Here is a 24,877-nt window from a genome sequence, read left to right on the forward strand (position 1 = left end):
GTTCGAAGCGGCCGGCTACGCCGAGCGAGTCGACGGCGAACCCGACGGATCGCCGAGTTCGTCGTCCAACCCCGACCAGCAGTCCGCACACACCATCCGGATGGTCTCCTCGTCGCCGTCCGATCCGCTTTCGTCGATCAGGACTGCCCGACAGTCGGGATAGTCTCGGGGGCTGAGATCGGTCCCGCAGAGCGCACACTCCGTGCCGGCAGGGGTCGAGTCGCCGGGCGTCGTATCGTCCGATATCGGCTCGGAATCGTCCGTCATCGATCACTTCCCCTCGCCGAATCGGCCGTTGAGTTCGTCCCAACAGCCCCGACAGAGTCGGTACGTACGTTCGTCCGTGCCGTGTTCGAGTCGGATCGCCCACTGTGACTCGGCTTCGGCGTCACACTTCCCGCAGATGTATTCTGTCATTGCGTGTGGATCGGTATCTCGAAGGTTCGAGACGGACGAGTGATATATGTTTGCTCCACTCGATCGGCGAGGGCGAGATAGCAACCGCTTAGTTCGACCGACGGAACTCCCCCGCATGACCAGCGTCAAGGAGTTCCGGGTCGAGGAGCCCGCCACCGCCGACGCGCCGGGCCGGGGTCGGTTCGTCTTCACCGACGCCTACTCGGTGTTCGACTGGGGACAGATGCCCGACACCGTTCCCGAAAAGGGGCGTTCCCTCTGTGCGATGGGCGCGTACAACTTCGAGCTGCTCGAAGCTGAAGGCGTTCCGACTCACTACCGGGGCGTCGTCGATCCGACCGCTGACGACACGGACGGGGAGCCTGAGACGGTCGGCTTGGACGAGGCCGTGGGGCCGCCCCGCGAGATGGCGATCGATCTCGTCCAGGTGCCGGATCTCCCTCCCGAGAACGGAAGCTACGACTACGAGACGTTCCACGCCGCGGCGGACGAGAACTACCTGGTCCCGCTCGAAATCGTCTTCCGAAACAGCGTCCCGGTGGGGTCGAGCCTGCGCTCGCGCCGCGATCCTGTCGAGGTGGGACTCGACACCACCGCGTGGCCCGACGACCCGGTCGACTTGCCGGAACCGGTCGTCGAGTTCTCGACGAAGTTCGAGGAGCAGGACCGGTATCTCACGCGCGAGGAGGCCGACCGGATCGCGGGCCAAGCGACGCTCGACGACCTTGCAGCGGTCGCTCGCGAAGTCAACCGGGTCGTGACCGATCGGGCCGAGTCAGTCGAAATGACTCACGAGGACGGCAAGATCGAGTGCTGTTACGTCGACGGCGAGGTTCGGGTCGCGGATGTAGTAGGGACGTTCGACGAGAACCGCTTTTCCTATGATGGACAACAGATCTCGAAAGAGGTGCTCAGACAGTACCACAAGCGGACGCAGCCGGAGTGGGTCGCGGCGGTCGACGCCGCGAAGACCGAGGCCGACGAACAGCGCGAAACCGACTGGCGCGCGCTGTGTGAACGCGATCCTGAATCGCTCGACGAGGCGGTCATCGACGCCGCGAGCGACCTCTACACTGCGGGCGCGAACACCTACCTCGATCGAGAACTGTTCGACGCACCGGCGCTCGACGACGCGGTTGCGGCCGTGCGTTCGCTCGGGAACTGAGAATCAGTCGCCGGTTGTCAGTCGTCGCTCGTTCCGGCCGATTCGCCGGCGGGTGGCGTCGCGTCGTCGACCGGCTGGTCCGGGTTCAGTCGCTCGATCTCGCCCGGGAGGCCGAGATCGGCCTTTTCGCCGTTGCGGAGATGCGTCCGGCCTCGGCCAACGACGAGATCGTCTTCGAGGTGGAGGCGCACCGCCTCGATCAGGGCTTCGGCTTCGAGCGGTTGGCCGCGGCGTTCGAGGTCTTCGACGGTGGCGTCGTCGGGCACGTTGAACGCGCGCTGGGCGATGATCGGTCCCTGGTCGAGGTCGGTCGTGACGTAGTGGGCGGTGACGCCCGCGATCCGTACCCCGGCGTCGAGCGCCTGGCGGTACGGCTCCGCACCGGGGAAAGCGGGCAGCAGCGAGGGATGGATGTTGATGATGCGGCTCTCGTAGCGAAACACCACGTTGGGGCTGAGGATGCGCATGTAGCGCGCGAGCACCACGAGATCGACATCGTGGTCGGCGAGGATGTCGAGCAGCCACTCCTCGTCGGGGACGCCGCCCGCATCGCCGACGTCGTAGAACGGTACGTCGTGGGCCTCGGCGATCGATGCGAGGTCGTCGTGGTTCGCGACCACGACTCCGATCTCGGCGTCGGGATCGCCCGTCTCCCACGCGTCGAACAGCGCGTCGAGGCAGTGTGACTCCTTCGTGGCGAGCACTGCGACCTGTCTGGTCTCGCGGTCGGCGGGGAATCGCACCTGGACGTCCATTCCCAGCTCCTCACAGAGGTCGTCGAGCGCCCGTCGGAGATCGTCCTTCGAGCCGTCCATCTCACTGGTGTCGACCCGCATCGTCATCCGGAACAGGTCCTGTCGAACCGCCTGATCGAGGTCCTCGATGTTGATCCCACGCTCGAAGAGGAGGGAGGTGACCCGGGCGATGAGGCCGGTGTCGTCGTCGCCGATCACCGTGATCTCCGTGAGTCGAGGGTTCATCGCCACCACCGCGTGTCGGTTACGTTCATTGGCGTCGCTTCGCCGAACGCGGGCGAAAACCCTTCGTTTGCAGCAGCACTCGCGGCCGAGCCGATGCAGAAGGGTTTTCGCCGACGGCTCCCTTCCGCCGCCGATGACCGCCTACACCGCCGTCGTCACCGTTCGACTAAAGCGGGGTGTGCTCGATCCTGAGGCCGAGACCACCGCCCGCGCGCTCGAACGTCTCGGGTTCGAGCTGGACGAGCTCCGCGCGGCCGACCGCTTCGAGGTCGATCTCGACGCCGCCGACGAGGATGCGGCCGCAGAGCGCGCGGACGCGATGGCCGAACGCCTGCTCGCCAACCCGACCATCCACGACTACACCGTGACGGTCGAGCCCCGATGACGGTCTCGGTGGTGCAGTTCGGCGGTTCGAACTGCGATCGCGACGCGGTTCGTGCGCTCCACGACGTGGGAATCGACGCCGAGCGGACGTGGCACGAGGACGGACTCCCCGAGAATCCATCGGGAATCGTCCTCCCTGGCGGCTTCTCCTATGGCGACTACCTCCGGGCAGGCGCGATGGCCGGGCGCGCGCCGATCATGGCGGCAGTCCGCGACGCCGCGAGTGAGGGCGTGCCGGTGCTCGGGATCTGCAACGGCGCACAGGTCGGCTGCGAGACGGGCCTCACGCCTGGCGCGTTCACCACCAACGCGAGCGCGCGCTTCCAGTGCGAGCACGTTCACCTCCGGGTCGAGAACGCCGACACGCCGTGGACGCGAGCGTTCGAACCGGGCGACGTGATCGAACTCCCGATCGCCCACGGCGAGGGCCGATTCGAGATCGACGAGGAGCGTCTCGACGAGCTCGATGCCGACGACCGAATCCTCTTTCGGTACTGCGACGCCGACGGGAACGTGACGCCGGAATCGAACCCGAACGGCTCGACGGACGGAGTGGCGGGCGTACTCGGCGAGCGCGAGTCCGTCGCCGTGTTGATGCCCCACCCCGAGCGCGCGACCCTGGCCGAACTCGGCGGCACCGACGGTCGGGGAATCCTGCGCGGGTTCGCGGAGTAACCGCCGCGACGCACGCTGACGGGGAGGTCGTGTGGATGAGCGGAGTCTCAAGACGGGGATTCGTTTTCGGCCGTCCCGAGCATCAGTCTGGTGTACCGACCGGAGACCCACGCGAGTGCGTTGAGGAGATGGAGCGAGAGGATCCCGAGCGCGACCCCGAAACCGGCGACGGCGAGCGCCTCGGCGAGCGTGTCGATCCGCCACACCGACAGCGTGACGACGGTTTCGAGGCCCACTAGCAGTCGGTCCCAGCCGACGTAGAGCGCCGGGTGATAGCTCACGGGCGCGTCGGTGACGACCCCGACGTAGACGCCAGGCTGGTCATAGACCAACGGCACCGCGAGCATGCTCACCGCGGTCACCAGCAGCGACATAGCGATGACGTACGCGGCCACTCCGATGAACAGCTTCGTCACGAGGTACACCACTGCTTTCCACGGTCCGAGCCGTGCCACGAGCCGGCGCACCCACCCTCGGAGCGAGTCGGGCGGCGGCTCGTTCCTCGTCGGCACTTCGATACCGAGAAACGCCATCGCCAGCCGCCGTTCGACGGTCGCCAGCCCCGTGGCGAGCGCGAGCATGGCAAGCAGGATCGGGATGCCGATCACGACTACCGTGAGGCCGACGCCGAGCGAGAGGCCGACCGAAAAGAGCACGAAATACACCACGCCGAGCGGGAAGGCGAGGACAAGATACGAGAGGTTCCGGTAGGTCTGGATCCGGAACGGCACGCCGAAAACGGTCCGCACGACCTCGCCGAAATCGGCGTCGAGACCGCCGGAACGCACGTCCGGAACCATCGCGTGCCGGATGCTCCGGGCGGATATGAATAAACGTATCGGTGAGTCGCGAACGGCGCGGCGGGCCGTGGCCGTTTATGTGGCGGCGCTGAAAACGACCGACCGATGGGACGGCGCGGTCGGTCGCGGGCGCGTTCGCCCTCGCCCGGCGGAGGGCCACGGTGAGCGACGACCTTGGCGCGATGACGTCGCTGCTCGACGACGAGTACGCGCGGACCATCCTCGAAGCCGCCCGGGACGAACCGCTGTCGGCCGACGAGTTGAGCGACGCCTGTGAGGCCTCGTCCTCCACTGTCTACCGACGCATCGAGCGGTTGCAGGCCCAGAATCTCCTCGACGACCACCAGCGGCTCGACCCCGATGGCCACCACCACAAGGTGTATTCCACCCGGGTCGAACGGGTCACGGTCGAACTCCGGGACGACGGGTTCGCGTGTACGGTCGACCGAGGCGGCGGCGAGGACGCCGCGGACAGATTCACCAGGCTCTACGAGGGATTCAAATGATGCAGGTACAGCCGACTGGCGGCGACACGACAGTAGTGCTCGCGGCGCTCGTCGGTTTCGTCGTGGCGCTCGTGCTGGCGCTCGCGGTCGCGTACAAGCTGTTCACCGGCTACCGTCGCGTCGGCGACCCCGGTATGTTCCGGCTGGCCGTGGGGCTGACGCTGCTGACCGCGGTGCCCATGCTCCTGCGCGTGGTACTGACCAACGTTCCGATCGTGTCGCCCGCCGCCCGGTCGCTCGCGGTGACCGGCTGCGAGCTCGGCGGGCTGGTCGTGATCCTGGTGGTGATCTACGATGCTGGCTGAACTGGTCGCGCCCGCAGGGGCACTCACCGCTGTCGTTGGGCTGTTCGTCGCCACACAGGCCTACCGAGGCTACCGCCGCCACGACAGCCGGACGATGCGCGCGCTCGCCGTCGGCATCGTCTGTCTCACCGCGGTGCCGTTCCTCGTCCAGTATGTGCTCGCACCCGTGGTGGGACTGACGGACGCCGAAACGCTGCTCGGTGTGGTGTCCGCGTACGTCGTCGGTCTCGCGGCGATCCTCCACTCGTTACTCAGTCCGTGATCGCCCTCGGCCGGGATGACACTGCAGACGAATCCCACGGACGAACGTCGACAGGCCTCACCGCTCGCCCGAAGCGATGGGCGTAGAAGAGTGGCGACCGACGAGCGAATCAACGCAATCGGTCGAGCACGATGTCGCCGTTGATCGTCTCGACGGAGAGGTCGTGCGTGCCGTCGCCGAGCGTCCCGCGAACGGTGTTGCTCCCGGAGCCGACGGCGTCGAGCGGGAGTCGGTTCGTGGTGATAGTTCCGTTGCGCGTCGAGGCGACCACCGTTGCGTCGAGGTCGGGGGCGAGCGCCGCGGTGATAGCGCCGTTGGTCGAGGCGACCGAAACTTCGCCCTCGACTGCGGGGATGGCGACGTCGACGTCGCCGTTAGTCGTCTCGGCCCCGTCGAGACCCGCTACGTTCCGGGCGCTGGCGTCACCGTTCGTCGACGCCAGCGAGACGTGTCCGTCGACGTTCCGTGCTTTCACCGCGCCGTTCGTCGATTCGATCGTCATATTGCCAGCGACATCGGTCGCGGTGGTGTCGCCGTTCGCCGCCGAAACCCGTTCGACGGCGACGCCCTCGGGAACCCCGGCGTCGAGGGAGATCGATTTATTGCCGAGACCGAGAAAGGAGCTCTCCCCCGAATCGCCGGTGATCCGGAGGTGGTCGCCGTCCCGGGTGGCCTCGACGGTGATGTCCTCAATGTCGGCGAACACCGATGCCGCCTCCTTGATACCGTGAAGCTGTATTTCGTCGGCATCCGTCCGGCTCACGTTCACGTCGCCGCTGTCGGTTTCGACGGTGATACGCCCCGTGTTCCCGTCGAACGTCCGGTCGAACTCCGTCCGCTTGCCGACGAACGGTGTCGCCCCCGAACAACCCGCCGCGGTGGCCGAGAGACCGACTGCGCAGGCCCCGAGAAGACCACGGCGAGTGACCGTCGGTGTCGTCGTCTTCGAGTTGTCTGCCGCTGTCATCGTGTTCGAGTTGTTCCACTGCAACGATATAATCGTCCGCACCATCCCCGAACGCGCGACGCTGCGAAACGTATTTGTACTAGAACGGCGCTGCCGATCCAGTCGCTTCGGCGTGATGCCGCAGCCGAGCGACACTGGGACGGAGCCACCGTGACCGTGAGAGCCCACGACTTTTTGTCCTTGGTGCGGTATCTACTCGCATGGGCGAGCGTGCGTGCTACCGCGCGATCTGCTCGAGCTGTGATCGCCAGGTGTCGATCGCCGACGAGACCTGTCCGGAGTGTGGTGCGGATCTCGATACCGACGGATAGCGACGAGGCGTAGCAGAAGCCGCGACGGGACGAACAGAGCTAACACCCGACCGGCCATAGCCGTGATCGAGATGGCCGACGACACGGTCCGAGTCTGGCTGGTTGAGCGCACGTACTCCGACGACGAGCAGAACCTCATCATTCTGACCTATGCGACACCCGACGGCGAGCACGACTTCCGGAAGGAGCGCGCCCTCCCGAGCTTTTCGGGATCGGGCCGCGAGACGACCGCTGCACTCGATGTCGATCCAAACAACCTCGGCGACGTCGCCGACCCCGACATCCGGGAGCGCTACGCGCGCGAAGCGAGTCGGATGGCCGACGAGCACGAGCCCGACGACGCGATCTGATCCGTGGTTGCGGGTGAACTACTGCGCCAGCGGCATCCCGTAGCTCTTCTCGCGCTCCACGATCGCCTCCCACGTCGCCTCGCACTCGCAGGACACTTGGTCGAACACTGAGGGGTCCTGTCGCTTGTCGAAGTCCTTGATTGCGGTCTGGACTCGGTCGTCGCACTCGCCGCAGTTGTGCGGGCCGCGATCCGAGCCGTGACCCACCGGATCCGAAACCACGATCGCGTCGGCGTCGGCAGTCGATTCGAGCACCTTGGCGACCGACCATAGCCACGGTGGGCGGTAGCCGCCGTCGTGGTAGAGGTCCTCGACCATCGTGTGGCGCTGGACGTTACAGGGGTTCATCGAGACGGTGTGGGCATATTCGGAACACCGTCGTACCGACGAGACCATGTCCGCGATCGACTCGCTTTCGGTGAGGAACGGCGGTTTCATCAGGAGGTAGGCTTTGATCCCCGCGCCCGCCACGTCGGCCGCCTCGCTCGCCGCGACGAACTCGGCGAAGTCGAAGTACTTGTTCACGCAGTCGTGACGCACCCGATCGGTCGCGGTTTCAAGACCGACTGCGATGTCGATCGCGAGGTCGCGGTCGGTGAAGTCAGCGAGGCGGTCGCGCTCGACGAAATCGGGGAGTGACTCAACCACGATCCGCTCACGGTCGGCGAACGTCTCGGCGATCGCGGCGCGGGTTTCGGCCGGGATCTCACGTTCGTCGAGGAAGCTCCCGGAGGTGTAGATTTTCACGAGCGGGCAGGGTTCGTCGGCGTTCTCTCGCTCGTGATCGAGGCAGACGTCCAGTTGATCCATGAGAGCGTCGTGGGGGACCGTACCACCCTCGACCGACTCGGCGACGTAGCCACACATCGTACAGCCGCCGGCGCGCGCCCAGCGACAGCCGCCGGCGTTCAGGATGATCGTGAGGCTCCGTCGGACGCCGTCGGGCGTGTTGTCCTCGTCGAGCCAGACCCGGGTTGGCTCGTGGGGATCGTAGGTTTGGTCGTTGCGCGCACGGATCCGGCGCATGGCCGCGTTGTGCGCGTCCATCCCCTTGCCCTGCTCGTAGACCTCGGGATCGGGCGTACTGCTCATTGCCGGTACTACCCGATCGAGCGGCAAAACCCTGCCGTCCGCCGACTCAATCGAGCCACGTCGCCATGAGCACCTCGTCGACGTACTCCCCGCCGATCCGATAGTGTTCGGTGTGAACGGCTTCGCGCTCCCAGCCTGCGTTTTCGAGGAACGCGACGGCCTCGTCGTTCGTCGCCGGCAGTGCCTGGTAGATCTTGTGGTAGCCGACCGACGCCGCCCAGTCGAGGGCGTGTTCGAGGAGCGCCCGGCCGATGCCCTGTCGGCGACGCTCGGCGACGACCCCGACGGTGAGTTCGGCGGTATGGCTGAGTTTCTCGACATCAAGCGCGTCGACGTGGACCCACCCGACTACCTGTTCGTCGTCAGCGTCCTCGCCGCTACCGTCGTCCTGATCGGTCCCGGCCGCATTCGCGGTGTCCGTTTCGACAGCGTCCTCACGTTCGGTCGCGACGAAGAACGTCCGTCGGCGATCGTCGTGGCGCAACAGCGCGCTCTCGCGGTCGATCGCCTCCCCGACGGTCTCGGCACGGATGTGGGTGCCCGCGGCCGTAACTCGTCCGATCACGTCGGTGATCCCGTCCATGTCTTCTTGGTGGGCGGGACGGATCCTCACCGGCCCGTCCGTCGTGTCGAGCTCGTCGGTCTCGGCCTCCCACGCGACCCTGAGCTTGCCGTCGTGTTCGTCGAGATGTCCCGCGTCGATCAGCGCGTCGACGTGCTCGCGGAACTGTACGGCCGGGAGGCGGACGCGTTTGGTCGGCACGGCCGACCGTGGCGGTTTCGACCCCGGCCGGTCGTCCTCGACTCGAACCTCGTTTCTGAGCACTTCCGGTCGAACCGCACCGTTCCGTTCCACGTACTCGTAGAGCCGCCGTCGAACGTCGTCGTCGAACGTCTCCGGTTCGGTCGTCGTGCTCATACCGAGGGGAACACGACTCTCCCTCTTAGCTGTTGGCCGCGTTCGGTCTGGGCGGCTCCCGCCATAGGGAACCGTCCGAATCGAGTGGGCGACGAATGGCAAAGCGAAAGTGGCCGACCGAGGTAGTTGTGTCATCCATGGACGACGGCACAGGACGAGGCTATCAGCGGTCGGAGGGTTCTCGCGGTCTGTACCCGTGGTTCGTTTCGGCGTGGGTCGACAGATACGGGCCACCGATGGTGGCGCTCGCGTCGACCGTCCTGAGCTGGGTGACCGTGCAGGTGCCGCTGGGGTCGGCGCGAAGCTTCTTGGGTCTCGAACTCTGGCCCGGTCGCGGTGTCGCAGTCGTTGCTGTCGTCGTTCTGCTCCTCTCGTGGCGGCTTCGGGGCTGGGCTGGAGCGTGGTGTCGGTTCGCGGGCGGTATCGCCATCATCGGATTGGTTTTCCTCCAACTGCGCTCGAACGAATGGGTCAAACAGCAGGTCATCGGGTCGGCCGCCGATGCGGGCAACCCCCTCGCGGAGGGAAGTGCCTCAGCGTTTGCCGTCACACCCGGTATCGGACTGGGTGTGGCGCTTCTCGCCGGTGTGTTCCTGCTGTTCGTGGAGTACTATCGGTGGCAGATCACTTCGGCCTGAGGGGCGAACGCCGCTTCTCAGGGCTTAGCCGAAGTTCTCGTACTTTCCAATGGTGCGGAACAGCTACCTGTTGAAATCGGCGTGCAAGATTCAGAGCGTGTATCGGTCACTGGCCCCAATGAAAATGGAATAATCATATAAATATCACATACTACAAAAATCTACAACCGAAAATAATGATATTCAATGTAATAACTGGTATGGTATCGTAAATAGCAATTTGATTAATACAGGAGTTTTAGTTAGGTAGTTTCTCCGGGGCCGATCATCCGAAGAGATTGTTGAGCGTGAGTGCGATAAAGAGTAGAATAACGGCCTCATTGACGATCCACGAGTTAGTGTTCATCCAGTCACGGATCTTTGGGAGAAACGCTTCCGCCCGCTCACCGAGTGCAAGCACAGCGATCGATGGAAGCGCCAAGAGGAACACAGTAAGCAATATGAAACCAATCGAATCCGTCAACGGTAGATTGTTGCCTGAAAGATACGAACCAACGGCGGCTGAGGTGAGGATATCGGTTGGAAACACACCCAATAGCAGGAACCCGAGTCTGAACGAGAACCTAGGATTCGCCGATTGTAGCTTTCCCATCCACTTCGGCGGTTCTGCTTCCTCTCTATTCAGATACACAGAGACCATAGCAAAGAGTAAGAGAAGGAGTACAATTATCTGTAATCCTGTGTGAGAGCTCCCTCCATCCGTCGCACTGTTACCGAGGAAGTATGCAACTGTGACGACGAGAGCAATTGAGAGAGTCGCACCGAAAACGAACGAGGCCGAGTTTTGTCGCCAGTCCTCACTCGTAGCGAGAAAGATCGCACTGAGAAGTTGCGGCCCCGCAATCATCACAACCGCTAGTGGGAGAAGTGTAAGAAAACTCATCTCCCAACCGCCCTGCACGCTGTTTCTTCACTATCTTCTTTAGTACTTGCTGGGATTACGTTCTTCATTTTAGGTTGTTACACTGGCTACAGTGGAAATATCTATCTATTACCCTCATAGACATTGGGCTGCTCTGACTCCTGTCTCTCCTGTTGATCGTCGCGTATTCTCTTGTGAGCTTCATCTTTTTTGAGGCGGATCTCATTAGGTCGCCTTACCACCCCTCAGCGGATCACTGAGGCCCTCGTCCGTTTCTTGGAGAGTCGTCTGACCGATATCGAGAGGAGAAGAAGTTTCTTCGTCACGAAGTTGTGGGACGACCACCTGAAGAAACTGGACGACGATAACCATCAGGAGTGGTCCGAGAAAGATTCCATACCACCCGAACAGTATCGGCCCGAGCAGGTAGGCGAACATCACGAGTGAGAGGTGGAACATCTTCCCCGAAAGGTATGGACGAATGTATGTTCGGACGACGTTGTCGAACGCTAGCGTCATAAAGACGAAAAACAAGAGTGGGTACCAGACGAGTGTTGGATTGAGTTGGATAGCCCCTAGTGCGAGAAGTGCGGCGATGCCGAGATAAATGATGGATCGACCGACCAGTGGAACGAGAGTGAAAAGGCCTGTAACGACTGCCAACAAGATAGTTGCGGGAATGAGGAGGTTCTCCGGGGCGAAGAAATTGAACACGTTGTAGATGATTGCGGTTAGGATCATGATGACGAATATGGTCAACGTGTACCCAAAGAACACCGAGTTCAGTCCTCTGTCGACCGCTTCGAGATAGTCGATCGACACTGCGTCGTTGCCGAGTATCTGGTCTCTACCCCACTGACCGAGGCGCTGGTCCTCCACGAGAAGGAAGAACCCCAACAACAGCGAGAGAAACAGCATGAAGATCCCAGAAGCGGCGGCACCAACGAAGGCTTGCGCTTCGGCTAGCACTGATTGCACCGATGGGTCTGACAGCGTAGTTGTCGCTGTGTTAACCAACTGGTCGGGGTCGTCCGGTATCGTCTCAACGTTGATCGGTGATTGTTCGAGAAGTTGTCCTGAGGCTTCAGATGTCGCAAAGGCGGCGAATTGTCCCAACGCTATCGAGAGGAACACACCCAACAAGAGCACGACTGGCACGATAATGAGAAGCAATGTGAGCGCTGCGGAGAGGTTTCCCTTCCCGATTCGGTCCCCGATACGTTGGTTGATGGGACGAGCAACATAGTAGATGAAGAGCCCCAACACTACCCAGGGAAGGAACATATACCCGACGAAAGCAATGATTCCAAACACCACCAACGCTACCGTTCCCCATCTCACATTCGACCGAGTGATGCGAACCCGCGTCATTTCTGGACTGTCCCTACTCGTAGACATGCAATACTAGAGACTATCATTACATTTATAGGTATTGGAGAATCACCGATAAATTTGATATATAATCAAGAGTAGTATCGTAACCCTGACGGTGAGCCCTGAACTCCACGTAATCCGCCGAGGTGTGGATTCGGCGGTTCTTCTTCCGAGACTTGCTCTTCGATGAAGCCAACTCGAACCGCGACATCTTGCCCTAACTGCTCAGTTAGATGGTCATCAAACTGCTGTGCAAGGTCAGGCGGTACTGTTTGGTCGCGTGAGATTCCTATGAGGACGTTGACTTCCGGTTCGTTGCCGAGGAGTATGTCTGCTGGTTCGTAATCAACAGTTGTTCTCACCAATTCAACGCCTCTGAGGTCCGCTTGGGTGAACTGTTGTTGGAGTTCTGTCTTCGTCTGTTGTTCATACGACTGTGCCTGAAAAGTCGTCCAGGTGACGGCACCGAGGACAATAGAAAGGACCGCGATGCCGATAGCGATAACCACGATACGGGAGAACACGGATGCTTTCACGCCCTCGAACTTACCAGCGTCGAGTGGCTTGAATCCGGACAGATAGAACAGAATGAGCGCCGAGAGGTTGATAGCGAGCAAGTTCACAAGGACCAGCACAGCGGCAGCGATGGCGACCCCTGGGAGTCCGAAGGCGAGTCCGAGACCTGACGTTGCCGCCGGCGGAATGAGCGCCACGGCGATTGCCACACCCACGAGTGCTGACCCCGCTCCACGCATAATGCTAAGTGCTCCTGCAAGTCCGGAGCCGAGTGCAAGGAAGAGTGAGAGGAAGTTCGGACTCGTTCGTTCGGCGACCTGCGGGATGGTGCGGATGTCGAGGTCAGGAGGAATGAGAATGGTTTCTTGGAGCAACCAACCCATGATCGCGGCAGTAGCGATGGCGGCGAGCAACCCCGTCACCTGAAGCGTCACGCCGCGGGAGGCCATGCGCTGATCGTCGAGAATCGTGCCGACGCTCGCCGAGATGGCAGGCCCCATGAGCGGTGCAACAACCATCGCGCCGATGATAGTGGCGGCCGAATCCAGCAACAATCCCGTGGTTGCGATGATCGTACTCAGGATGAGAAAGGCGAAGAAGGTAGAATTGGCGGGCGCGAGATCCTGGGCCCGTGCGTACAGTTCTTCGCGCGAAATGCGGAGTCCAGGGAACCGCTCAGTTAGCGCTGAGAGTCGCTGTGAAACGACTGTTTCGGTCGGTAAGACGATGGTATACGAGTGTTCTTGTATCCCCGCATCCGTTAACGTCTCGAGTATCGTTTCCACACCACTCGGCGGAACCGGAAACTGGACCATCGCCTCGAAGTCGCCCCTACCGACTTCGTCGAAAACCGCGTAGTCGATTCCCTGTGCATCCAAAGCTGTAAGGACGCTTTCTTGTTTGCCTTCCGGAATCAGCACCTGCACGAGACGCATGTGTGACATAGATTACACAGTACGATAAATTAGGTGGCTAAATTGACCTGCTTGCTCGCCTCATTGAGCGGAGATTCGTCTGAGTCTAAACGATCTCCTCGGATAATGAGCCAAAAAGGGTTTCCAGCGGTGTCGCTACCGTGCTGCTGGTTCGACTACCCGTTCCATCCGCCGTTCTTTGTACCATCCTCCAAATGCACCACCGACTGCACCGGGGATCGCGTAGGTGACGACTACGATGAGTCCGACGACAGCAGTGCCAAAGCTCGCGACCAGTCCTTCGAAGAGTAATCCAAGAAGGATCAAGGCCCGCTGAACTGCTGGCGATTCCAGTGCCTTCTGCTCGATAGTCTCTTCGAGCCTCTCGATCTGTGTATCGTATTCATCAATCACCGAGAGGTGCGCCTCAACGATCGTTCTATCAGCATCATTTAACGAGAGTTCTGCGAGGAACTCTCGCCCCGTTGGCCGAAGAGTTCGCTGCCGTAGGCGTTATCGGTCCGCTTGATGACAGCTCTCACGCGATTTTTCTCAGCTGTCCGCTCTTCGACCAGCGACTTTCTGGTTCGGACGAGATCCCGCAGCGTGCGGATCTCGTCCGAGGGAACGTAGCTCTCGGCGAGCATATCCACCCGAAGCATGTGGGCGAGGCATTTGGCGTCGATCCGATCGGTCTTGACCGTCGCATCGGCGATCTCCCTGTTCTTTGATGGGTTGACGAGTGTAACGTCGAGATGCTCGTCGAGCATCTCGTACACCGGGCGGTAGTGGCCGGACGCCTCGATGGCAGCTTCACCATCGGCGTACTGTTCGGCGAGTTGGTCGAGACGGTCGTTTGGTAAGCGAATCTCATCGTGCAAGTTGCCGTCGTGGACGACGACGGCAACTTGGGAGTATCGTGCGTGAGTGTCTATTCCGGGGTACATAGGACGCCTCCGTTGGGACTGTGGCGTGAACGAGAGATCCTCCTATACGTGCTCGGTGGCACAAGATTCCGCGTCTTATCACGGCCTCGGACCATTCTCTGGTATCGTGCTGGTCACACTGGCTGTATCGCGGTCTCAGTCAGTCCCTAGTGCCTCGTTCACGCTTTAGGGTCTTAGGTGCGAGATTTTCATGGATTCTCTATATCTTGCACTTGGCCTTTGCCGGTATGTCTTACCTCTTATCGATCAATAACGGGATTTTGGTTGTGATATCTAACAATTGGTCTCTACAAGAGACACGCTGGGGTAGTTGAAACAATTCGCCTCCTCACGGGGTGAACGAGGGAAGTTTCTTGATTAACTCGACGGTCGACCAGCGGCGGGTTCCTGCTGGGTCTGCTGGGCTTTGAGTGCGCTCGGGTTGGTACGTAGCAGGACGATTCCGAGCCATGCGAACCACACGATGGCCCCGAGTCCGAACAGGTCCACCAGACCACCGAGAACTGGGATAACCGAGACGATTCCCGCCGCCCCGATCACCGCGCCGAGGTAGTTCAGGACGCGTGGAAGCACTCCGGCCCGTAGGGCTGCCAGACTCGCCAGCAACACCCAGATGCCGCCGACGATCTCAGTACCGCCGCCCAGACCGTCCTGGACGACTTCGATCGCCATCCAGAGCGACGCCGCTTGGGCCGGGTCTTGGCTATAGAGATCGACAACGGTGGTCAGACCGATGCTTGCGATCATGGCTGCAGCCATGAGCACACCGGCCCAGATGAGCCCGAACACGGTCGCCGTCTGTGCGAGTACTGGCGAACTGGCCTTCAGCAGGTTATAGAGTGCCAGTGCCAAGATCGCCACGAGGACGCTGGAGGCCACATAGACGAGCACGTTCACGACGTACACCGCGGTTTGATTGTCTGCAAGGAAGGCGACGTTCTGCATCGGATCGGTGCTTGCCCCGTAGCCAGCCGGGATGAGAATCCCGAGAAACAACACCATCGCGACCACGTATACAGCGGCCTGGGTTAGTGCGGCAATGCCGCCCATTTTCTGTAATCCACTCATTTTCCGTCCCTGTTCTACATTCGTTTTCATGTATCTCTCAACCTCGCTAGTATCTAGCGTACTATCATTATAATACGCTAAGAGATAACGCTACCGCTTACATGGGAGGGAGAGACGTAGTGGAGTTGCATGCCGAGAAATAGCAGACTCTGGGAGGTCCCACGAGGAATTTTTCACTAAAACGATGTGTGTAATTTCGGCAATTCAGATACTCTCCACACCCTCTCTCGAAGAAGTCGATTCTTCCTCGACGGAGAGCCTACCCTCTTCCTCGCGGAGTGCAGTGAGTTCAGTGTAGGTGAGAGCGAGCGCGGCCGCCGAGAAGACGGTCACGAGAGCGCTCGCCGCCTGTGCGAGAACGAACCCGCCGACTGCGCCGCTTATCTCACCGCCAATGCCGAAGACGATCTCGACCATCACCGAAACGAGCATCACTGCGATGCCGAGCAGGAGGAGTTTGAGACGATGACCACGGGTCAGGCCCCAACTGCTACGGAGTCCCTCGATGAAGTTCTGCCCCTCCACGGCGACGAAGACGCTCCAGAACGCCAAGGTCACGAGCAGGAAGATCCCTGGGATAACCAATGCGACCAATCCCAGCGCGACAGCAGTCACGAAGACGACCGTGCCGACGATGACGTTCAATGCCGCCCATCCAATATTCCGAGTGAAGTATTCACGCGGAAGCCGCTCGGTCTCGTCGGTGACGAATACACGGATCGCAGCGATGCTGACGACAAGGGTCGCCACACCGATGATGAACGCGAGCAGTCCCGCAATGAGGGGTGGAAGAACGAACAGCGCATTCGTTTGCATCTCAACCGACAGGAACTGCTGGTTGACGTACTGAGCAATGCCAGCTCCGAGGAGGCCACTGAGTAGCGACAGTACGAAAATGATTCCCACGAGGATGAGGCCGTTCCGCTTTGCACTCCGGCTTGCTGCTTCTCTCAGAATTGTTGTGATGTTTATAGCCATTACGAGAACATACAGGTTGTACTAGATAATAAATATTGCTATTTTGACACTCTTTAGGTGACGATCAAATTTGGGGTGCCTGTCCTTGCACGGATGCCGAACCCCTTAGCTGATCACGATTTTCCCTTTCGCACGACCGTCTTCGAGATACCGGATGGCTTCGGGAACCTCGGCGAGCGGGTACGTTCGGTCAATGACCGGTGTGACCTTCTCGGATTCAATGAGATCCTTGAGGACGATCAGGTCCTCATGGTTCTCCGAAGAGACGAACGTGCCGAGCTTCTGGCTCACGAACGGGGATAGTACGAGCGCCCGAAGCTGGCGATCGATGCCTCCGAGCCACCGCCCGCCCGTTTCACCGCCGACGATGACGAGAGTCCCCTGAGGGACGAGGGCGCGTCGGAGGCGCGCTAACGAGGAATTCCCGCCAATGTCGAGGATCAGGTCGTAGTGCTGCTCCCCCTCGGCGAAGTCGTCGCGAGTGTAATCGATGACGTGATCCGCGCCGATCGATTGGACCATGTCCATCTTTGCGGTGCTGCACACGCCGGTGACGTGCGCGTCGAACGCCTTGGCGATCTGCACGGCAAAGGTGCCCACGCCGCCCGACGCGCCGATGATCAGCACCTTCTGTCCCGGTTCGACCTGTCCGTGGTCGCGCAGGCCTTGCAAGGCGGTCAATCCAGAGATGGCAACCACTGCTGCTTGCTCGAAGGTGAGGTTCGCCGGCTTGGGTGCGAGTTTGTTTTCGGGGGCGCACGCGTAGTCGGCGTACGAGCCCGTACCGATCCCGAATACTTCATCGCCAGACTGGAACCTGGTCACGTTCTTGCCGACCGTCTCCACGACCCCTGCGACATCCATGCCTAGAACAGGGTTCTTGGGCGCGCGGAGCCCGTAGCCTGCGAGACGTATCGGGTATGGCAGGCCCATCATGAGATGCCAGACACCCCGATCCACGCCAGCCGCGTGAACGCGTACTAGCACCTCATCATCCTCGATCGCTGGCTTGCCGATCTCCCTGAGTTCGAGAACGTCTGGATTTCCGTATTTCGAATACACGACCGCGTTCATACCGTCTTCGTCCGAATTCGATGCAGCCGCCCCTTTATTCGATGTCGTTGTGATTGTTTCTGCCATCAGACTCTCTCCGATTTTGCAGGTTCTTGCGATCTAACCCCTTTCACCACCAGATACAGGGCTAGAGCCATTTCTCCGATGATGGCAGTCACGACGACGATCGTCGACGCCATCGGTTCGTAGGTGGGAATGAGGAAGAACGTGAAGCTCTCCAGCAGATAGCCGAACCCTGCAAGCACGACCAAACCCCCAAGCACCACGGGAAAGAGTTCGGACTGGTAAATCAGATAGCCCAGCACGAGGAGGTGTAGGCCGAAGAAGATCCCACCGATCAGGTAGCCATAGCTGTGAGCGGTGAAGAAGAGCAGAGCGAATGCATGCAGTTGTTCAGTTCCGAAGGCGGACAGATACTCTGCCCCGCTCAAGAGTTCCAGTCCAATATAAAGATTGAGCATGTTGATGCTCGCTATCGCGGGATGTGCGATCAGTCGCAACGACGCGGCCACCAGCGCGAGGGTTTTGCTCACTGGTCTGAGAAGCACATAGAGCAGGACGGCCACGACTGCATCAGCCGAAAAAGCGATTAGATCGCTGATAAAACCCAGCCGGAACAGCCCCTCCGAGGCGGCGATGTTCGCGGCGGTCGCTGTCGCATCGCCAGGGACGATCAACGTGGCACGAACGAATCCCTCGCTGAAGCCAGCGGTGATGAAGATCAGCAGATAGAGAAGCCCAGTGAGTCGAGCAATCGTTTTGATCGAAAGCGTTCGTGTCTTCGGTGTCTGCTGGACACCGACCGAATCGGTGGTCGTGGTTGCCATGAGGTGTACCTCTTGATATCCTGACTTAACTGTACCAATGACTTGGGGGCGCAATGCAGAGACATCACGCTCCAGTCACCGAAGAGTGTCGGTAAGGATCGTCTTGTAAATGGTCTTTCAATTAATATAAGCTATTCGTGATAGTTGATTGCTAGTTTAGTTTCGATGACTGCGCTTTGTTTGCCGATTGAAGGTTTAGCTGGCTTTCGTTTGCTGTTTACCGTTTACTGGGCAGTCGTAGCTCGGCCTAAGCCGCTGCGACTGACCGTGCAAGATATGCGCCCTGTATCTCGCATAGTTACGTCCGGTCTGCCCAACTTCTGTCAGTAAGGTCGTGACCGATGCAGAGGATCTATGCAGCAAGGAGACATGGCAAATCCTTCGAACTGATTTTTCACAGGGTCCTTCAAACTACGACTTCCACAGATTCTTTACCGAATAGAAAACAGAAGTAGCTTACACTATTAGAATGATGCTAAGCTAGTGACGTCACCTAACGAAGACACGTCTTCAGGACTGACTACCACTGTGGAGTCTTCATCCACGTTTCGTGCATCTGCGAGGATCTTCGTCGTTGGAATCCTAATGGGAAGTGCCGATGCCGTTCCAGGTATCTCTGGTGGAACGGTCGCACTTATTGGAGGGATCTATGGACGTCTGATCAACGCAATCACAGCAATCACTCCCGCTCGCTCTCTTGATCTTCTCAAAGCAATCTTACCAATCGGGTTCGGTATCTCAAGACACCGCGCTAAGCTGATTCTCCGGGAGTTCGATGTGATATTTGTTGCTACCTTGCTTACTGGGATCGCCACAGCTGTAGTCATAGTCGGACGAGTCGTCGAGTATGCCGCAGCACGTGCTCCTGTGCTCCTGTTTGGGTTGTTTTTCGGCCTCATCGCCGCTTCTGCAGTAATCCTCTGGCGAGAGCTCACGATAGACACGATCGGCCAAGGATTAGCGGCGGTTACTGGATTTTCTCTTGCGTTCGTACTCTCTGGTGGTGTGAAACTATTCGAAGGCGGGGGTCTTACTGTCGTTTTCGTTGCGGGTGCAATCGCAGTGAGTGCGATGATTCTTCCAGGAATCTCCGGTTCGCTTTTGCTGATTATCCTCGGCCAGTATATTCCGATGTACGATTCACTCAACAGTTTCTTGGACGGTCTTGGGGGAGTGGCTACTGGTGGTGCGATTGAGGCAGTCATTACCCCTGGCCGAGACGTGTTCACCTTTCTTGTGGGCGGTCTACTGGGTCTGTTTACTGTCGCCCGCCTCATCCGACGACTACTCAGGAGAAATCGAGAGGCCACTCTTGCGTTTCTCGTTGCATTGGTTTTTGGAGCTCTTCGAGCACCGATTGCGGAACTCTCTGGGAATGAAGAATTCAACTGGACGGTGGCAACGCTGGGCGAGTTTGGCGTATTGGCGCTTGTTGGAGCAGTCTTGGTGCTGATTCTAGATTGGTATGCAATAGATATCGACTTTGGTAGTTTGTGAGAAAACTCTCGTTGGTCCTTTCCGCTCTTAGAGCGTGTAATCAGCAAAGGGCTATGACGAACCTGTCAAGCCGATTCTGCTTGTATAGTGCCAGCCCATCCAAGAGGGACGATCTTGGCTATCATACGTGTCCCTATCGGCAATCAAGTGGCTGTTGGCAAAGAATTTCAGATAGTCAAGCAGCGAGCCTGGCGGTACGAGCGAACCGTTCGGGTTGCGGTCCATCCGAGCGCGAGAACGACCAGAGAGACGAGTCCAAGGATTATCGGTTCACCCTCTAACCCCCACTGGACCATCATCGTAAGGAAACGTCCGATAAGACTGAGAGACGTCAAGATGGGTAGTAGAAGGACCGAATAGCGTATCACGGTTTGGCTAGTATTCCCTCTCCGGAGTACGTCGTAGCCATTAATACGGATCATTGCAACTTCACCAGCGGCTTTAATACCGATAATGGCACTCACGAGCACGAGGGCGACGTACTGCCCTCCGATGAGACCGTTACCACCGACAAGATGTGCTACCATCTGCGTGGTTCCAATGAGGACACCAGCAGTAAGCGGGCCGATTAACAGTAACGACCCAATTGCGACCGCACCTAGGACAACTGCTTTTCGATGGTTCATGCTCAATCAGACATTCAGCCACTCCTACAAAAAGTGCTGTGCTGCTGAAACCAAACGGCGATAGCTTTCCTCACGGCCCCTCGGGGGCTGTCGGGGCAGGATAAGTATGAGCGTAAAGCCCGTGGAGGACAGTTTCCGCGCAACTGCACGGACTGCGTGCCGTAACCTCGCCGATCGCGAAATTGCACATGGATCACCCCAGATGATGTGCAAAATCGCTCGTCGACGGAACTGAAACGCTCCGTAGGTGCGGTCGCGCCAGGATCGCCTCGCGGCGGATTCTTACCTAACTCTCAGAGACACCGCCGTTCTGATGTTTGGTAAGATTAGAGCAGCACCCGGCGGCACGTCCCACTCGGCGATATCGGTCCACTCGACCGAGTGAAACGCGAGGTCGTCGGCGTCGTTCGCCTCGCGGTCGCTGAATATCCCGTATCGTATCCCGGCCAGGTAGCGCTCGACCTGCTCGCGGCGAGACTCGTCGAGGTCACATTCGGCGAGCACCTCGTCGGGCGTCGCGCCGTGGTTCCCGTCAGCGACGTATTTGCCCGCCTACGACGGGAGCGGATCGGTGGCGGTCATGAATTAGTAAGTCTCGACGTCGAGGTCGGCGACACGGGCGAACTCCTCGACGTTTCGGGTGAGAACACGCGAGTCCGCACTCTCGACAGCGGTCGCCGCTATCAGTGAATCAATGTCGCCGATCGGTTCGCCCTGGCCGTCAAGCCTGCGCTGGATAGACAGCGCTCGGCGTGACTCGGTACGACCAGGGGGGAGAACGACCATCGACGCGAGTATCTCGTCGAAACGGGCGTATTCACTCTCACGGAGTCCGATACCCGTCTCATACACTGTGAGCGGTGAAACAGCGACCGGGGTCTCTCCCTCAATGAGATCGGCGAGTGCGTCCTCCGCCGCGTCGAGTTGATCGAGCAGGTCAATCAGAAACGTCGTATCGAGTAACATCTAGTCCTCTTTTCGATCGGCTCACCGAGTGTCCATCCGATCGTTGAACTCCTCGCGGAACTCCCGTGAACGCCTCTTGACGCGCTCCGCTCTCTCCTCGTCGACGAGACCGACCAGCTCGCGGAGCGGTTCGGCGGACCCTCCCCGCGACCGTTCACTGTCAGTCCGCCACCACACGACTCTCCCCGCGGTTTTTCTGCGAGAGACGCGTCCTTTTTCGTGCAACTCTTTGAGCTTTCGCCGGGCGGTCTCACGCGAACACCCGAGCGCGTCGGCGACATCGCCACTCGTGACGACCGGCCCCTCAACCTCGTTGAACACCTCGACCACGGCGGCGAGCGTGACCGACTCGATGAACTCGCCCGAGTCACTTCGGTTGCGGCTCATACCACCACTACGTAACCGACCGGCATAACCCTGTTGGCGTACGCCACGAGATATACACCAATAGGTTTACTCTGGTTTAACCGAATCGTGGTCGATGCTGCGCTGGTGCAATTGCCGAGTTTCGGGTTCAACTGACTGCCGACGGTGATTTATGTCATTTCCGAAACGTGCAAAGCTGAGTCATTAGAGAGATCCGATGTGCAAGATCAAGACCACGCTCTTCCTAATGCGTAACTGTACGGAGTCGTGCTGAGAGGATGGTCGATGGTCCTGAGGCAAAACCTTCATTTGCAAGCTTTTTCTCCCTCCTTTATGACGACGATCGCCGAATTCAGTATTCCGGTTGAAGAGTTTGCGCTCTATGACACGCTCGAACGCCGGCCAGACATGGTCTTTGAGATCGACCGCGTGGTAGCCCACGAGACGACCCACGTGGTGCCGTTCGTCAGGGCAGCGCACGGGGACTTCGAGAAGTTGACCGTGATACTCGAAGACGATCCAAGCGTCGAGGAGGTCGAACTCCTTGGCGAAGTCGAAGACGAAGCCTTCTACCGGATGGTATGGACCGACCGCGCACAGGTCATCGGCTACATGGTTGCCGGACAAGGTGCAACTATCCAAGAGGCCACCGCGAGCGACGGCGAATGGCATCTCCAGGTATTCTTTCCCGATCGGAGTGGACTCTCGGCGACCAGCAACTACGCCCATGAGAGCGGCTTCTCACTCGATGTGAAGCGTATCTATGGACTGGATGATATGGAACAAGCTCAGTATGATCTCACCGAGCAACAGCACGATACTCTCACTACGGCCGTCGAACGGGGCTACTACGATATTCCGCGAGGCATAAACGCCCAAGAGCTTGCCGACGAACTCGGCATCTCTCATCAGGCACTTTCCGAACGATTCCGCCGGGCGACCAAGCATCTCATCACGAGCACACTACTCGTCGACGAGGATGAAGAGAACTGAGACTACGGTGCACAAATTGGGAGTCTCAGTACCTCACAAAGCTCGTCGGTTGACTACTTCTGAGATGTGAGTTCGGTGGAGAAATCGGTGCCGAGCAACTGCTGAGAAGGACGGTTCGGCACCGAGAGCATCAAACCTGTCGTAGTCGGCGGCGGAACGCCGCCGACGCGACGGTGTTGCCACTCGCCGAGCTGGCGTTCTCGGTTGGTGGATTACCGCTCGAAGCGGTCGTCCGGTGGCTTGTTTGCGGGGACGGCGCGCCGCACAGCGAGCGCCGTCTCCGTTGCCCTCCGTACCATTCCGAGGAACTCGTCGAATCTTCCCAAACATTCGACCTTCAAGGAAAATGTCTGGATATATCGTTCAAATAACCACAGCCTTTCGTAATTCCTATCGACCTATAGAGGAGCGCTGTCGCAGAACAGGCTCTTTTGCAGTATGTTCGTTTCTCGAACTCCCTCAAGGGGACAGAGCAGATACAGTTATTGTGTTGACACTCGTATGGGATCTTGTTACGAGGGGAGTTACGATGGCATCCAGTACGAAAACAGTAGAAACGACAACCACGACGCCGCGGACGGGGTTCCGATTCCAAAACGTCGGCCTCTTTCTCCTGATGGCCATCGTGCTCGGCGGCGCGTTCCCCGCGGTCAAGGCCGGACTCGAATTCCTTCCGCCGGTGTTGTTCGCAGCGTTCCGCTTCACTCTCGCTGGTGTGCTCATCCTCGGATACGCCATCGTGACCAGCGACCGCTGGCGGCCACGTACCCGCAACGACTGGACCGCCGTGTTCGCCGCCGGCGTGTTCTCGATGGGTGGCATCGGATTGGCGTTCATCGGCCAACAATTCACGACCGCGGGTATCGCCGCGATCATCTTCAGCCTGAGTCCGATCCTCACACCGATCATCGCGTGGCCGCTGCTGGCGGACGAGCGGCTCTCGCGGCGCGGAATTATCGGGATTCTCGTCGGCTTCGTCGGTGTCGGCATCGTCGTCCAACCGAATCCCGCTGCGTTCGGCTCGACCCTCGTCGGCCAATCGCTGATCCTCTGTGCCACGGTGAGTGTTACGCTGGGAAGCGTCCTCATCCGACGAAGCGGGCCGACGATGTCGGTCGTCGCACTCACGGGCTGGGCGATGTTGATCGGCGCAACGATCCAGTACGGGTTCAGCATCGCGCTCGGTGAGTCACTATCGATGGTTCGGCTCACGCCGACCGCAGTCGTGATTGTGCTCTACCTCGCGGTGGTCGCCAGCGGTATTGGATTCGTCATCTACTACGTCTTGCTCGAACGATTCGGTCCGTTGGAAGTCAATCTGGTGACATACGTTATTCCAGTGGTCGCTACTCTCGTCGGCTGGGCCGTTCTTGGTGAAACGATCACAGCCGCGGCAGTCGTTGGCTTCCTCGTCATCGCTGCCGGATTTGCGTTGCTGAAATACCGGGAACTCGTTGCTGTGATCCCGCACGTTCGAAAAGCAGCGACACGGTGAGTCGTTTAGTGGAATACCAGGGACGATCGATACTCGGTGTCCTGCTGAGAGTTCGACTGGTGTATGACTGCTGTATGACCGACAGGTGTGCGCTGTCTGGTTACTCGGCTTTGCACGTTGGGGATGCAACATATTCAGACGGAAATAGGCGTCCAAAGCATTCTATTGATGCCCAGATCGAGAGCGACCGTGTTGCGAGTCGTGGTTGATCAGTTGGATTTGCTCTGGTCCAGCCAAATCGTAGCCGATACTGCGCTGGTGCAATCACCGAGTTTGGTTCCTAACTGGCTGCCGTACGGTGATTCATATCACCTCCCCAACGTGCAAAGCTGAGTACTGAAATGAACTCGATCGGCGGCTAGATCGCCTCTGACACGCCTGACTCTATTGAGAGACTGGTCGAGCGTCAACGCGAGAATACAGAACGGGAGACTGAGCACGGCTGAGTGAGTTGTTCCGCACTCTAGAGGCTCCGATAGTCCCCGGTCGTTCTGCTGAACTCTTAGCAAGCGGGATTGCAAACCTTTCTTCGATGTTCATAGAGAAGCAACCGAACACCAGCGGAGTAAGGCACGTCCTGAGTCACAGGTGACTGGGTGCCGC

Annotated in this window: 28 protein-coding genes and 1 pseudogene; 11 read left to right on the forward strand and 18 right to left on the reverse strand. The window is 59.5% G+C overall.

Annotation, left to right across the window (positions count from 1 at the left end; translation table 11 throughout):
• Positions 1–15: 15 nt before the first annotated feature.
• Positions 16–267: a hypothetical protein gene (locus tag C449_RS03265; RefSeq protein WP_006076483.1), complete on the reverse strand. Its 252-nt coding sequence runs from the start codon at positions 265–267 to the stop codon at positions 16–18.
• Between the two features lie 3 nt (positions 268–270).
• The gene (locus tag C449_RS18050) at positions 271–417 is read right to left on the reverse strand and encodes a hypothetical protein (RefSeq protein ID WP_161606434.1); all 147 of its coding nucleotides are present in this window, start codon (positions 415–417) and stop codon (positions 271–273) included.
• Between the two features lie 115 nt (positions 418–532).
• Between C449_RS18050 and C449_RS03270 the strand changes: the two genes are divergently transcribed.
• A complete protein-coding gene (locus C449_RS03270) occupies positions 533–1,582 on the forward strand; it encodes a phosphoribosylaminoimidazolesuccinocarboxamide synthase (RefSeq protein ID WP_006076484.1) in 1,050 nt (349 codons plus the stop codon).
• A 17-nt stretch (positions 1,583–1,599) separates the two neighbouring features.
• Here the strand turns inward: C449_RS03270 and C449_RS03275 are convergent, their stop codons facing one another.
• The gene (locus tag C449_RS03275) at positions 1,600–2,562 is read right to left on the reverse strand and encodes a formyltetrahydrofolate deformylase (protein ID WP_006076485.1); all 963 of its coding nucleotides are present in this window, start codon (positions 2,560–2,562) and stop codon (positions 1,600–1,602) included.
• A gap of 133 nt (positions 2,563–2,695) precedes the next feature.
• Here C449_RS03275 and purS point away from each other — a divergent pair, with 133 nt between their 5' ends.
• Positions 2,696–2,947, forward strand: a complete 252-nt coding sequence (purS, locus tag C449_RS03280; protein WP_006076486.1) for a phosphoribosylformylglycinamidine synthase subunit PurS — start codon at positions 2,696–2,698, stop codon at positions 2,945–2,947.
• Complete coding sequence (gene purQ, locus C449_RS03285; RefSeq protein WP_006076487.1) at positions 2,944–3,621, forward strand: phosphoribosylformylglycinamidine synthase I; 678 nt, start codon at positions 2,944–2,946, stop codon at positions 3,619–3,621. The genes purS and purQ overlap by 4 nt, the downstream gene beginning before the upstream one ends.
• A 47-nt stretch (positions 3,622–3,668) precedes the next feature.
• On the opposite strand, the gene C449_RS03290 is transcribed toward purQ, so the two are convergent.
• Entirely contained in the window at positions 3,669–4,421 is a 753-nt protein-coding gene (locus tag C449_RS03290) for a sensor domain-containing protein (RefSeq protein ID WP_006076488.1), read from the reverse strand.
• Positions 4,422–4,603: 182 nt separating this feature from the next.
• Here C449_RS03290 and C449_RS03295 point away from each other — a divergent pair, with 182 nt between their 5' ends.
• Genes C449_RS03295 through C449_RS03305 form a run of 3 tightly spaced genes read left to right on the forward strand, consistent with a single transcriptional unit; the run spans position 4,604 to position 5,494 of the window.
• Complete coding sequence (locus tag C449_RS03295) at positions 4,604–4,927, forward strand: winged helix-turn-helix domain-containing protein (protein WP_006076489.1); 324 nt, start codon at positions 4,604–4,606, stop codon at positions 4,925–4,927.
• On the forward strand, positions 4,924–5,232 hold the full coding sequence (locus tag C449_RS03300) for a hypothetical protein (RefSeq protein WP_049913862.1): 309 nt from the start codon (positions 4,924–4,926) through the stop codon (positions 5,230–5,232). The genes C449_RS03295 and C449_RS03300 overlap by 4 nt, the downstream gene beginning before the upstream one ends.
• Complete coding sequence (locus C449_RS03305) at positions 5,222–5,494, forward strand: DUF7521 family protein (RefSeq protein ID WP_006076491.1); 273 nt, start codon at positions 5,222–5,224, stop codon at positions 5,492–5,494. Before C449_RS03300 ends, C449_RS03305 begins: the two co-directional genes overlap by 11 nt.
• A gap of 109 nt (positions 5,495–5,603) precedes the next feature.
• On the opposite strand, the gene C449_RS03310 is transcribed toward C449_RS03305, so the two are convergent.
• Positions 5,604–6,461, reverse strand: coding sequence for a DUF4097 family beta strand repeat-containing protein (locus C449_RS03310; protein WP_152415645.1), 858 nt, complete (start codon positions 6,459–6,461; stop codon positions 5,604–5,606).
• 382 nt (positions 6,462–6,843) lie between these two features.
• Between C449_RS03310 and C449_RS03315 the strand changes: the two genes are divergently transcribed.
• Positions 6,844–7,122, forward strand: coding sequence for a hypothetical protein (locus tag C449_RS03315; RefSeq protein WP_049913863.1), 279 nt, complete (start codon positions 6,844–6,846; stop codon positions 7,120–7,122).
• A gap of 18 nt (positions 7,123–7,140) precedes the next feature.
• On the opposite strand, the gene C449_RS03320 is transcribed toward C449_RS03315, so the two are convergent.
• On the reverse strand, positions 7,141–8,214 hold the full coding sequence (locus C449_RS03320) for an archaeosine biosynthesis radical SAM protein RaSEA (protein WP_006076495.1): 1,074 nt from the start codon (positions 8,212–8,214) through the stop codon (positions 7,141–7,143).
• A gap of 46 nt (positions 8,215–8,260) precedes the next feature.
• A complete protein-coding gene (locus C449_RS03325; protein WP_006076496.1) occupies positions 8,261–9,133 on the reverse strand; it encodes a GNAT family N-acetyltransferase in 873 nt (290 codons plus the stop codon).
• A gap of 137 nt (positions 9,134–9,270) precedes the next feature.
• Here C449_RS03325 and C449_RS03330 point away from each other — a divergent pair, with 137 nt between their 5' ends.
• Positions 9,271–9,771, forward strand: a complete 501-nt coding sequence (locus tag C449_RS03330) for a hypothetical protein (RefSeq protein ID WP_006076497.1) — start codon at positions 9,271–9,273, stop codon at positions 9,769–9,771.
• A 265-nt stretch (positions 9,772–10,036) separates the two neighbouring features.
• Here the strand turns inward: C449_RS03330 and C449_RS03335 are convergent, their stop codons facing one another.
• The 8 genes and pseudogenes from C449_RS03335 to C449_RS03370 form a co-directional block, all read right to left on the reverse strand.
• The gene (locus tag C449_RS03335; RefSeq protein ID WP_006076498.1) at positions 10,037–10,654 is read right to left on the reverse strand and encodes a GAP family protein; all 618 of its coding nucleotides are present in this window, start codon (positions 10,652–10,654) and stop codon (positions 10,037–10,039) included.
• 204 nt (positions 10,655–10,858) lie between these two features.
• Positions 10,859–11,974, reverse strand: coding sequence for an AI-2E family transporter (locus C449_RS03340; RefSeq protein ID WP_241430062.1), 1,116 nt, complete (start codon positions 11,972–11,974; stop codon positions 10,859–10,861).
• A 122-nt stretch (positions 11,975–12,096) separates the two neighbouring features.
• Entirely contained in the window at positions 12,097–13,458 is a 1,362-nt protein-coding gene (locus C449_RS03345; protein WP_006076500.1) for a TIGR00341 family protein, read from the reverse strand.
• Positions 13,459–13,746: 288 nt separating this feature from the next.
• A pseudogene (locus tag C449_RS03350) lies at positions 13,747–14,384 on the reverse strand (IS110 family transposase); the annotation flags it as partial.
• A 357-nt stretch (positions 14,385–14,741) separates the two neighbouring features.
• On the reverse strand, positions 14,742–15,452 hold the full coding sequence (locus C449_RS03355) for a DUF4386 family protein (RefSeq protein ID WP_241430063.1): 711 nt from the start codon (positions 15,450–15,452) through the stop codon (positions 14,742–14,744).
• A gap of 204 nt (positions 15,453–15,656) precedes the next feature.
• Positions 15,657–16,430, reverse strand: a complete 774-nt coding sequence (locus C449_RS03360; protein WP_006076504.1) for a hypothetical protein — start codon at positions 16,428–16,430, stop codon at positions 15,657–15,659.
• Positions 16,431–16,535: 105 nt separating this feature from the next.
• Positions 16,536–17,504 (reverse strand): NAD(P)-dependent alcohol dehydrogenase, encoded by a 969-nt coding sequence (locus C449_RS03365; RefSeq protein ID WP_006076505.1) that lies wholly within the window; start codon positions 17,502–17,504, stop codon positions 16,536–16,538.
• A 65-nt stretch (positions 17,505–17,569) separates the two neighbouring features.
• Positions 17,570–18,331 (reverse strand): DUF4386 domain-containing protein, encoded by a 762-nt coding sequence (locus C449_RS03370; RefSeq protein ID WP_006076506.1) that lies wholly within the window; start codon positions 18,329–18,331, stop codon positions 17,570–17,572.
• Positions 18,332–18,916: 585 nt separating this feature from the next.
• Here C449_RS03370 and C449_RS03375 point away from each other — a divergent pair.
• Complete coding sequence (locus C449_RS03375) at positions 18,917–19,828, forward strand: DUF368 domain-containing protein (RefSeq protein WP_006076507.1); 912 nt, start codon at positions 18,917–18,919, stop codon at positions 19,826–19,828.
• Between the two features lie 908 nt (positions 19,829–20,736).
• On the opposite strand, the gene C449_RS03385 is transcribed toward C449_RS03375, so the two are convergent.
• The 3 genes from C449_RS03385 to C449_RS18490 form a co-directional block, all read right to left on the reverse strand.
• Entirely contained in the window at positions 20,737–20,958 is a 222-nt protein-coding gene (locus C449_RS03385) for a hypothetical protein (RefSeq protein WP_006076509.1), read from the reverse strand.
• A gap of 81 nt (positions 20,959–21,039) precedes the next feature.
• Entirely contained in the window at positions 21,040–21,420 is a 381-nt protein-coding gene (locus C449_RS03390; protein WP_006076510.1) for a type II toxin-antitoxin system VapC family toxin, read from the reverse strand.
• A gap of 21 nt (positions 21,421–21,441) precedes the next feature.
• Complete coding sequence (locus C449_RS18490) at positions 21,442–21,807, reverse strand: HTH domain-containing protein (protein ID WP_006076511.1); 366 nt, start codon at positions 21,805–21,807, stop codon at positions 21,442–21,444.
• 312 nt (positions 21,808–22,119) lie between these two features.
• Here C449_RS18490 and C449_RS03400 point away from each other — a divergent pair, with 312 nt between their 5' ends.
• Positions 22,120–22,779, forward strand: a complete 660-nt coding sequence (locus tag C449_RS03400; protein WP_006076512.1) for a helix-turn-helix domain-containing protein — start codon at positions 22,120–22,122, stop codon at positions 22,777–22,779.
• 529 nt (positions 22,780–23,308) lie between these two features.
• Positions 23,309–24,274, forward strand: coding sequence for a DMT family transporter (locus C449_RS03405; RefSeq protein ID WP_006076513.1), 966 nt, complete (start codon positions 23,309–23,311; stop codon positions 24,272–24,274).
• The last annotated feature ends 603 nt before the right edge of the window (positions 24,275–24,877 follow it).

The organism is Halococcus saccharolyticus DSM 5350 (genome assembly GCF_000336915.1).
Taxonomy (GTDB): domain Archaea; phylum Halobacteriota; class Halobacteria; order Halobacteriales; family Halococcaceae; genus Halococcus; species Halococcus saccharolyticus.

What these genes read in the sequence shown, in the direction of transcription:
- C449_RS03275 (WP_006076485.1), bottom strand. Translation starts at nt 2,562, where the DNA reads ATGAACCCTCGACTCACGGAGATCACGGTGATCGGCGACGACGACACC.
- purQ (WP_006076487.1), top strand. Translation starts at nt 2,944, where the DNA reads ATGACGGTCTCGGTGGTGCAGTTCGGCGGTTCGAACTGCGATCGCGAC.
- C449_RS03305 (WP_006076491.1), top strand. Translation starts at nt 5,222, where the DNA reads ATGCTGGCTGAACTGGTCGCGCCCGCAGGGGCACTCACCGCTGTCGTT.
- C449_RS03270 (WP_006076484.1), top strand. Translation starts at nt 533, where the DNA reads ATGACCAGCGTCAAGGAGTTCCGGGTCGAGGAGCCCGCCACCGCCGAC.
- C449_RS03360 (WP_006076504.1), bottom strand. Translation starts at nt 16,430, where the DNA reads ATGGCTATAAACATCACAACAATTCTGAGAGAAGCAGCAAGCCGGAGT.
- C449_RS03315 (WP_049913863.1), top strand. Translation starts at nt 6,844, where the DNA reads ATGGCCGACGACACGGTCCGAGTCTGGCTGGTTGAGCGCACGTACTCC.
- C449_RS03295 (WP_006076489.1), top strand. Translation starts at nt 4,604, where the DNA reads ATGACGTCGCTGCTCGACGACGAGTACGCGCGGACCATCCTCGAAGCC.
- C449_RS03400 (WP_006076512.1), top strand. Translation starts at nt 22,120, where the DNA reads ATGACGACGATCGCCGAATTCAGTATTCCGGTTGAAGAGTTTGCGCTC.
- C449_RS03390 (WP_006076510.1), bottom strand. Translation starts at nt 21,420, where the DNA reads ATGTTACTCGATACGACGTTTCTGATTGACCTGCTCGATCAACTCGAC.
- purS (WP_006076486.1), top strand. Translation starts at nt 2,696, where the DNA reads ATGACCGCCTACACCGCCGTCGTCACCGTTCGACTAAAGCGGGGTGTG.
- C449_RS18050 (WP_161606434.1), bottom strand. Translation starts at nt 417, where the DNA reads ATGACAGAATACATCTGCGGGAAGTGTGACGCCGAAGCCGAGTCACAG.
- C449_RS03320 (WP_006076495.1), bottom strand. Translation starts at nt 8,214, where the DNA reads ATGAGCAGTACGCCCGATCCCGAGGTCTACGAGCAGGGCAAGGGGATG.
- C449_RS03325 (WP_006076496.1), bottom strand. Translation starts at nt 9,133, where the DNA reads ATGAGCACGACGACCGAACCGGAGACGTTCGACGACGACGTTCGACGG.
- C449_RS03370 (WP_006076506.1), bottom strand. Translation starts at nt 18,331, where the DNA reads ATGGCAACCACGACCACCGATTCGGTCGGTGTCCAGCAGACACCGAAG.
- C449_RS03300 (WP_049913862.1), top strand. Translation starts at nt 4,924, where the DNA reads ATGATGCAGGTACAGCCGACTGGCGGCGACACGACAGTAGTGCTCGCG.
- C449_RS03290 (WP_006076488.1), bottom strand. Translation starts at nt 4,421, where the DNA reads ATGGTTCCGGACGTGCGTTCCGGCGGTCTCGACGCCGATTTCGGCGAG.
- C449_RS03265 (WP_006076483.1), bottom strand. Translation starts at nt 267, where the DNA reads ATGACGGACGATTCCGAGCCGATATCGGACGATACGACGCCCGGCGAC.
- C449_RS03335 (WP_006076498.1), bottom strand. Translation starts at nt 10,654, where the DNA reads ATGAGTTTTCTTACACTTCTCCCACTAGCGGTTGTGATGATTGCGGGG.
- C449_RS03355 (WP_241430063.1), bottom strand. Translation starts at nt 15,452, where the DNA reads ATGAGTGGATTACAGAAAATGGGCGGCATTGCCGCACTAACCCAGGCC.
- C449_RS03405 (WP_006076513.1), top strand. Translation starts at nt 23,309, where the DNA reads ATGGCATCCAGTACGAAAACAGTAGAAACGACAACCACGACGCCGCGG.
- C449_RS03330 (WP_006076497.1), top strand. Translation starts at nt 9,271, where the DNA reads ATGGACGACGGCACAGGACGAGGCTATCAGCGGTCGGAGGGTTCTCGC.
- C449_RS03310 (WP_152415645.1), bottom strand. Translation starts at nt 6,461, where the DNA reads ATGACAGCGGCAGACAACTCGAAGACGACGACACCGACGGTCACTCGC.
- C449_RS03365 (WP_006076505.1), bottom strand. Translation starts at nt 17,504, where the DNA reads ATGAACGCGGTCGTGTATTCGAAATACGGAAATCCAGACGTTCTCGAA.
- C449_RS18490 (WP_006076511.1), bottom strand. Translation starts at nt 21,807, where the DNA reads ATGAGCCGCAACCGAAGTGACTCGGGCGAGTTCATCGAGTCGGTCACG.
- C449_RS03375 (WP_006076507.1), top strand. Translation starts at nt 18,917, where the DNA reads ATGGGAAGTGCCGATGCCGTTCCAGGTATCTCTGGTGGAACGGTCGCA.
- C449_RS03345 (WP_006076500.1), bottom strand. Translation starts at nt 13,458, where the DNA reads ATGCGTCTCGTGCAGGTGCTGATTCCGGAAGGCAAACAAGAAAGCGTC.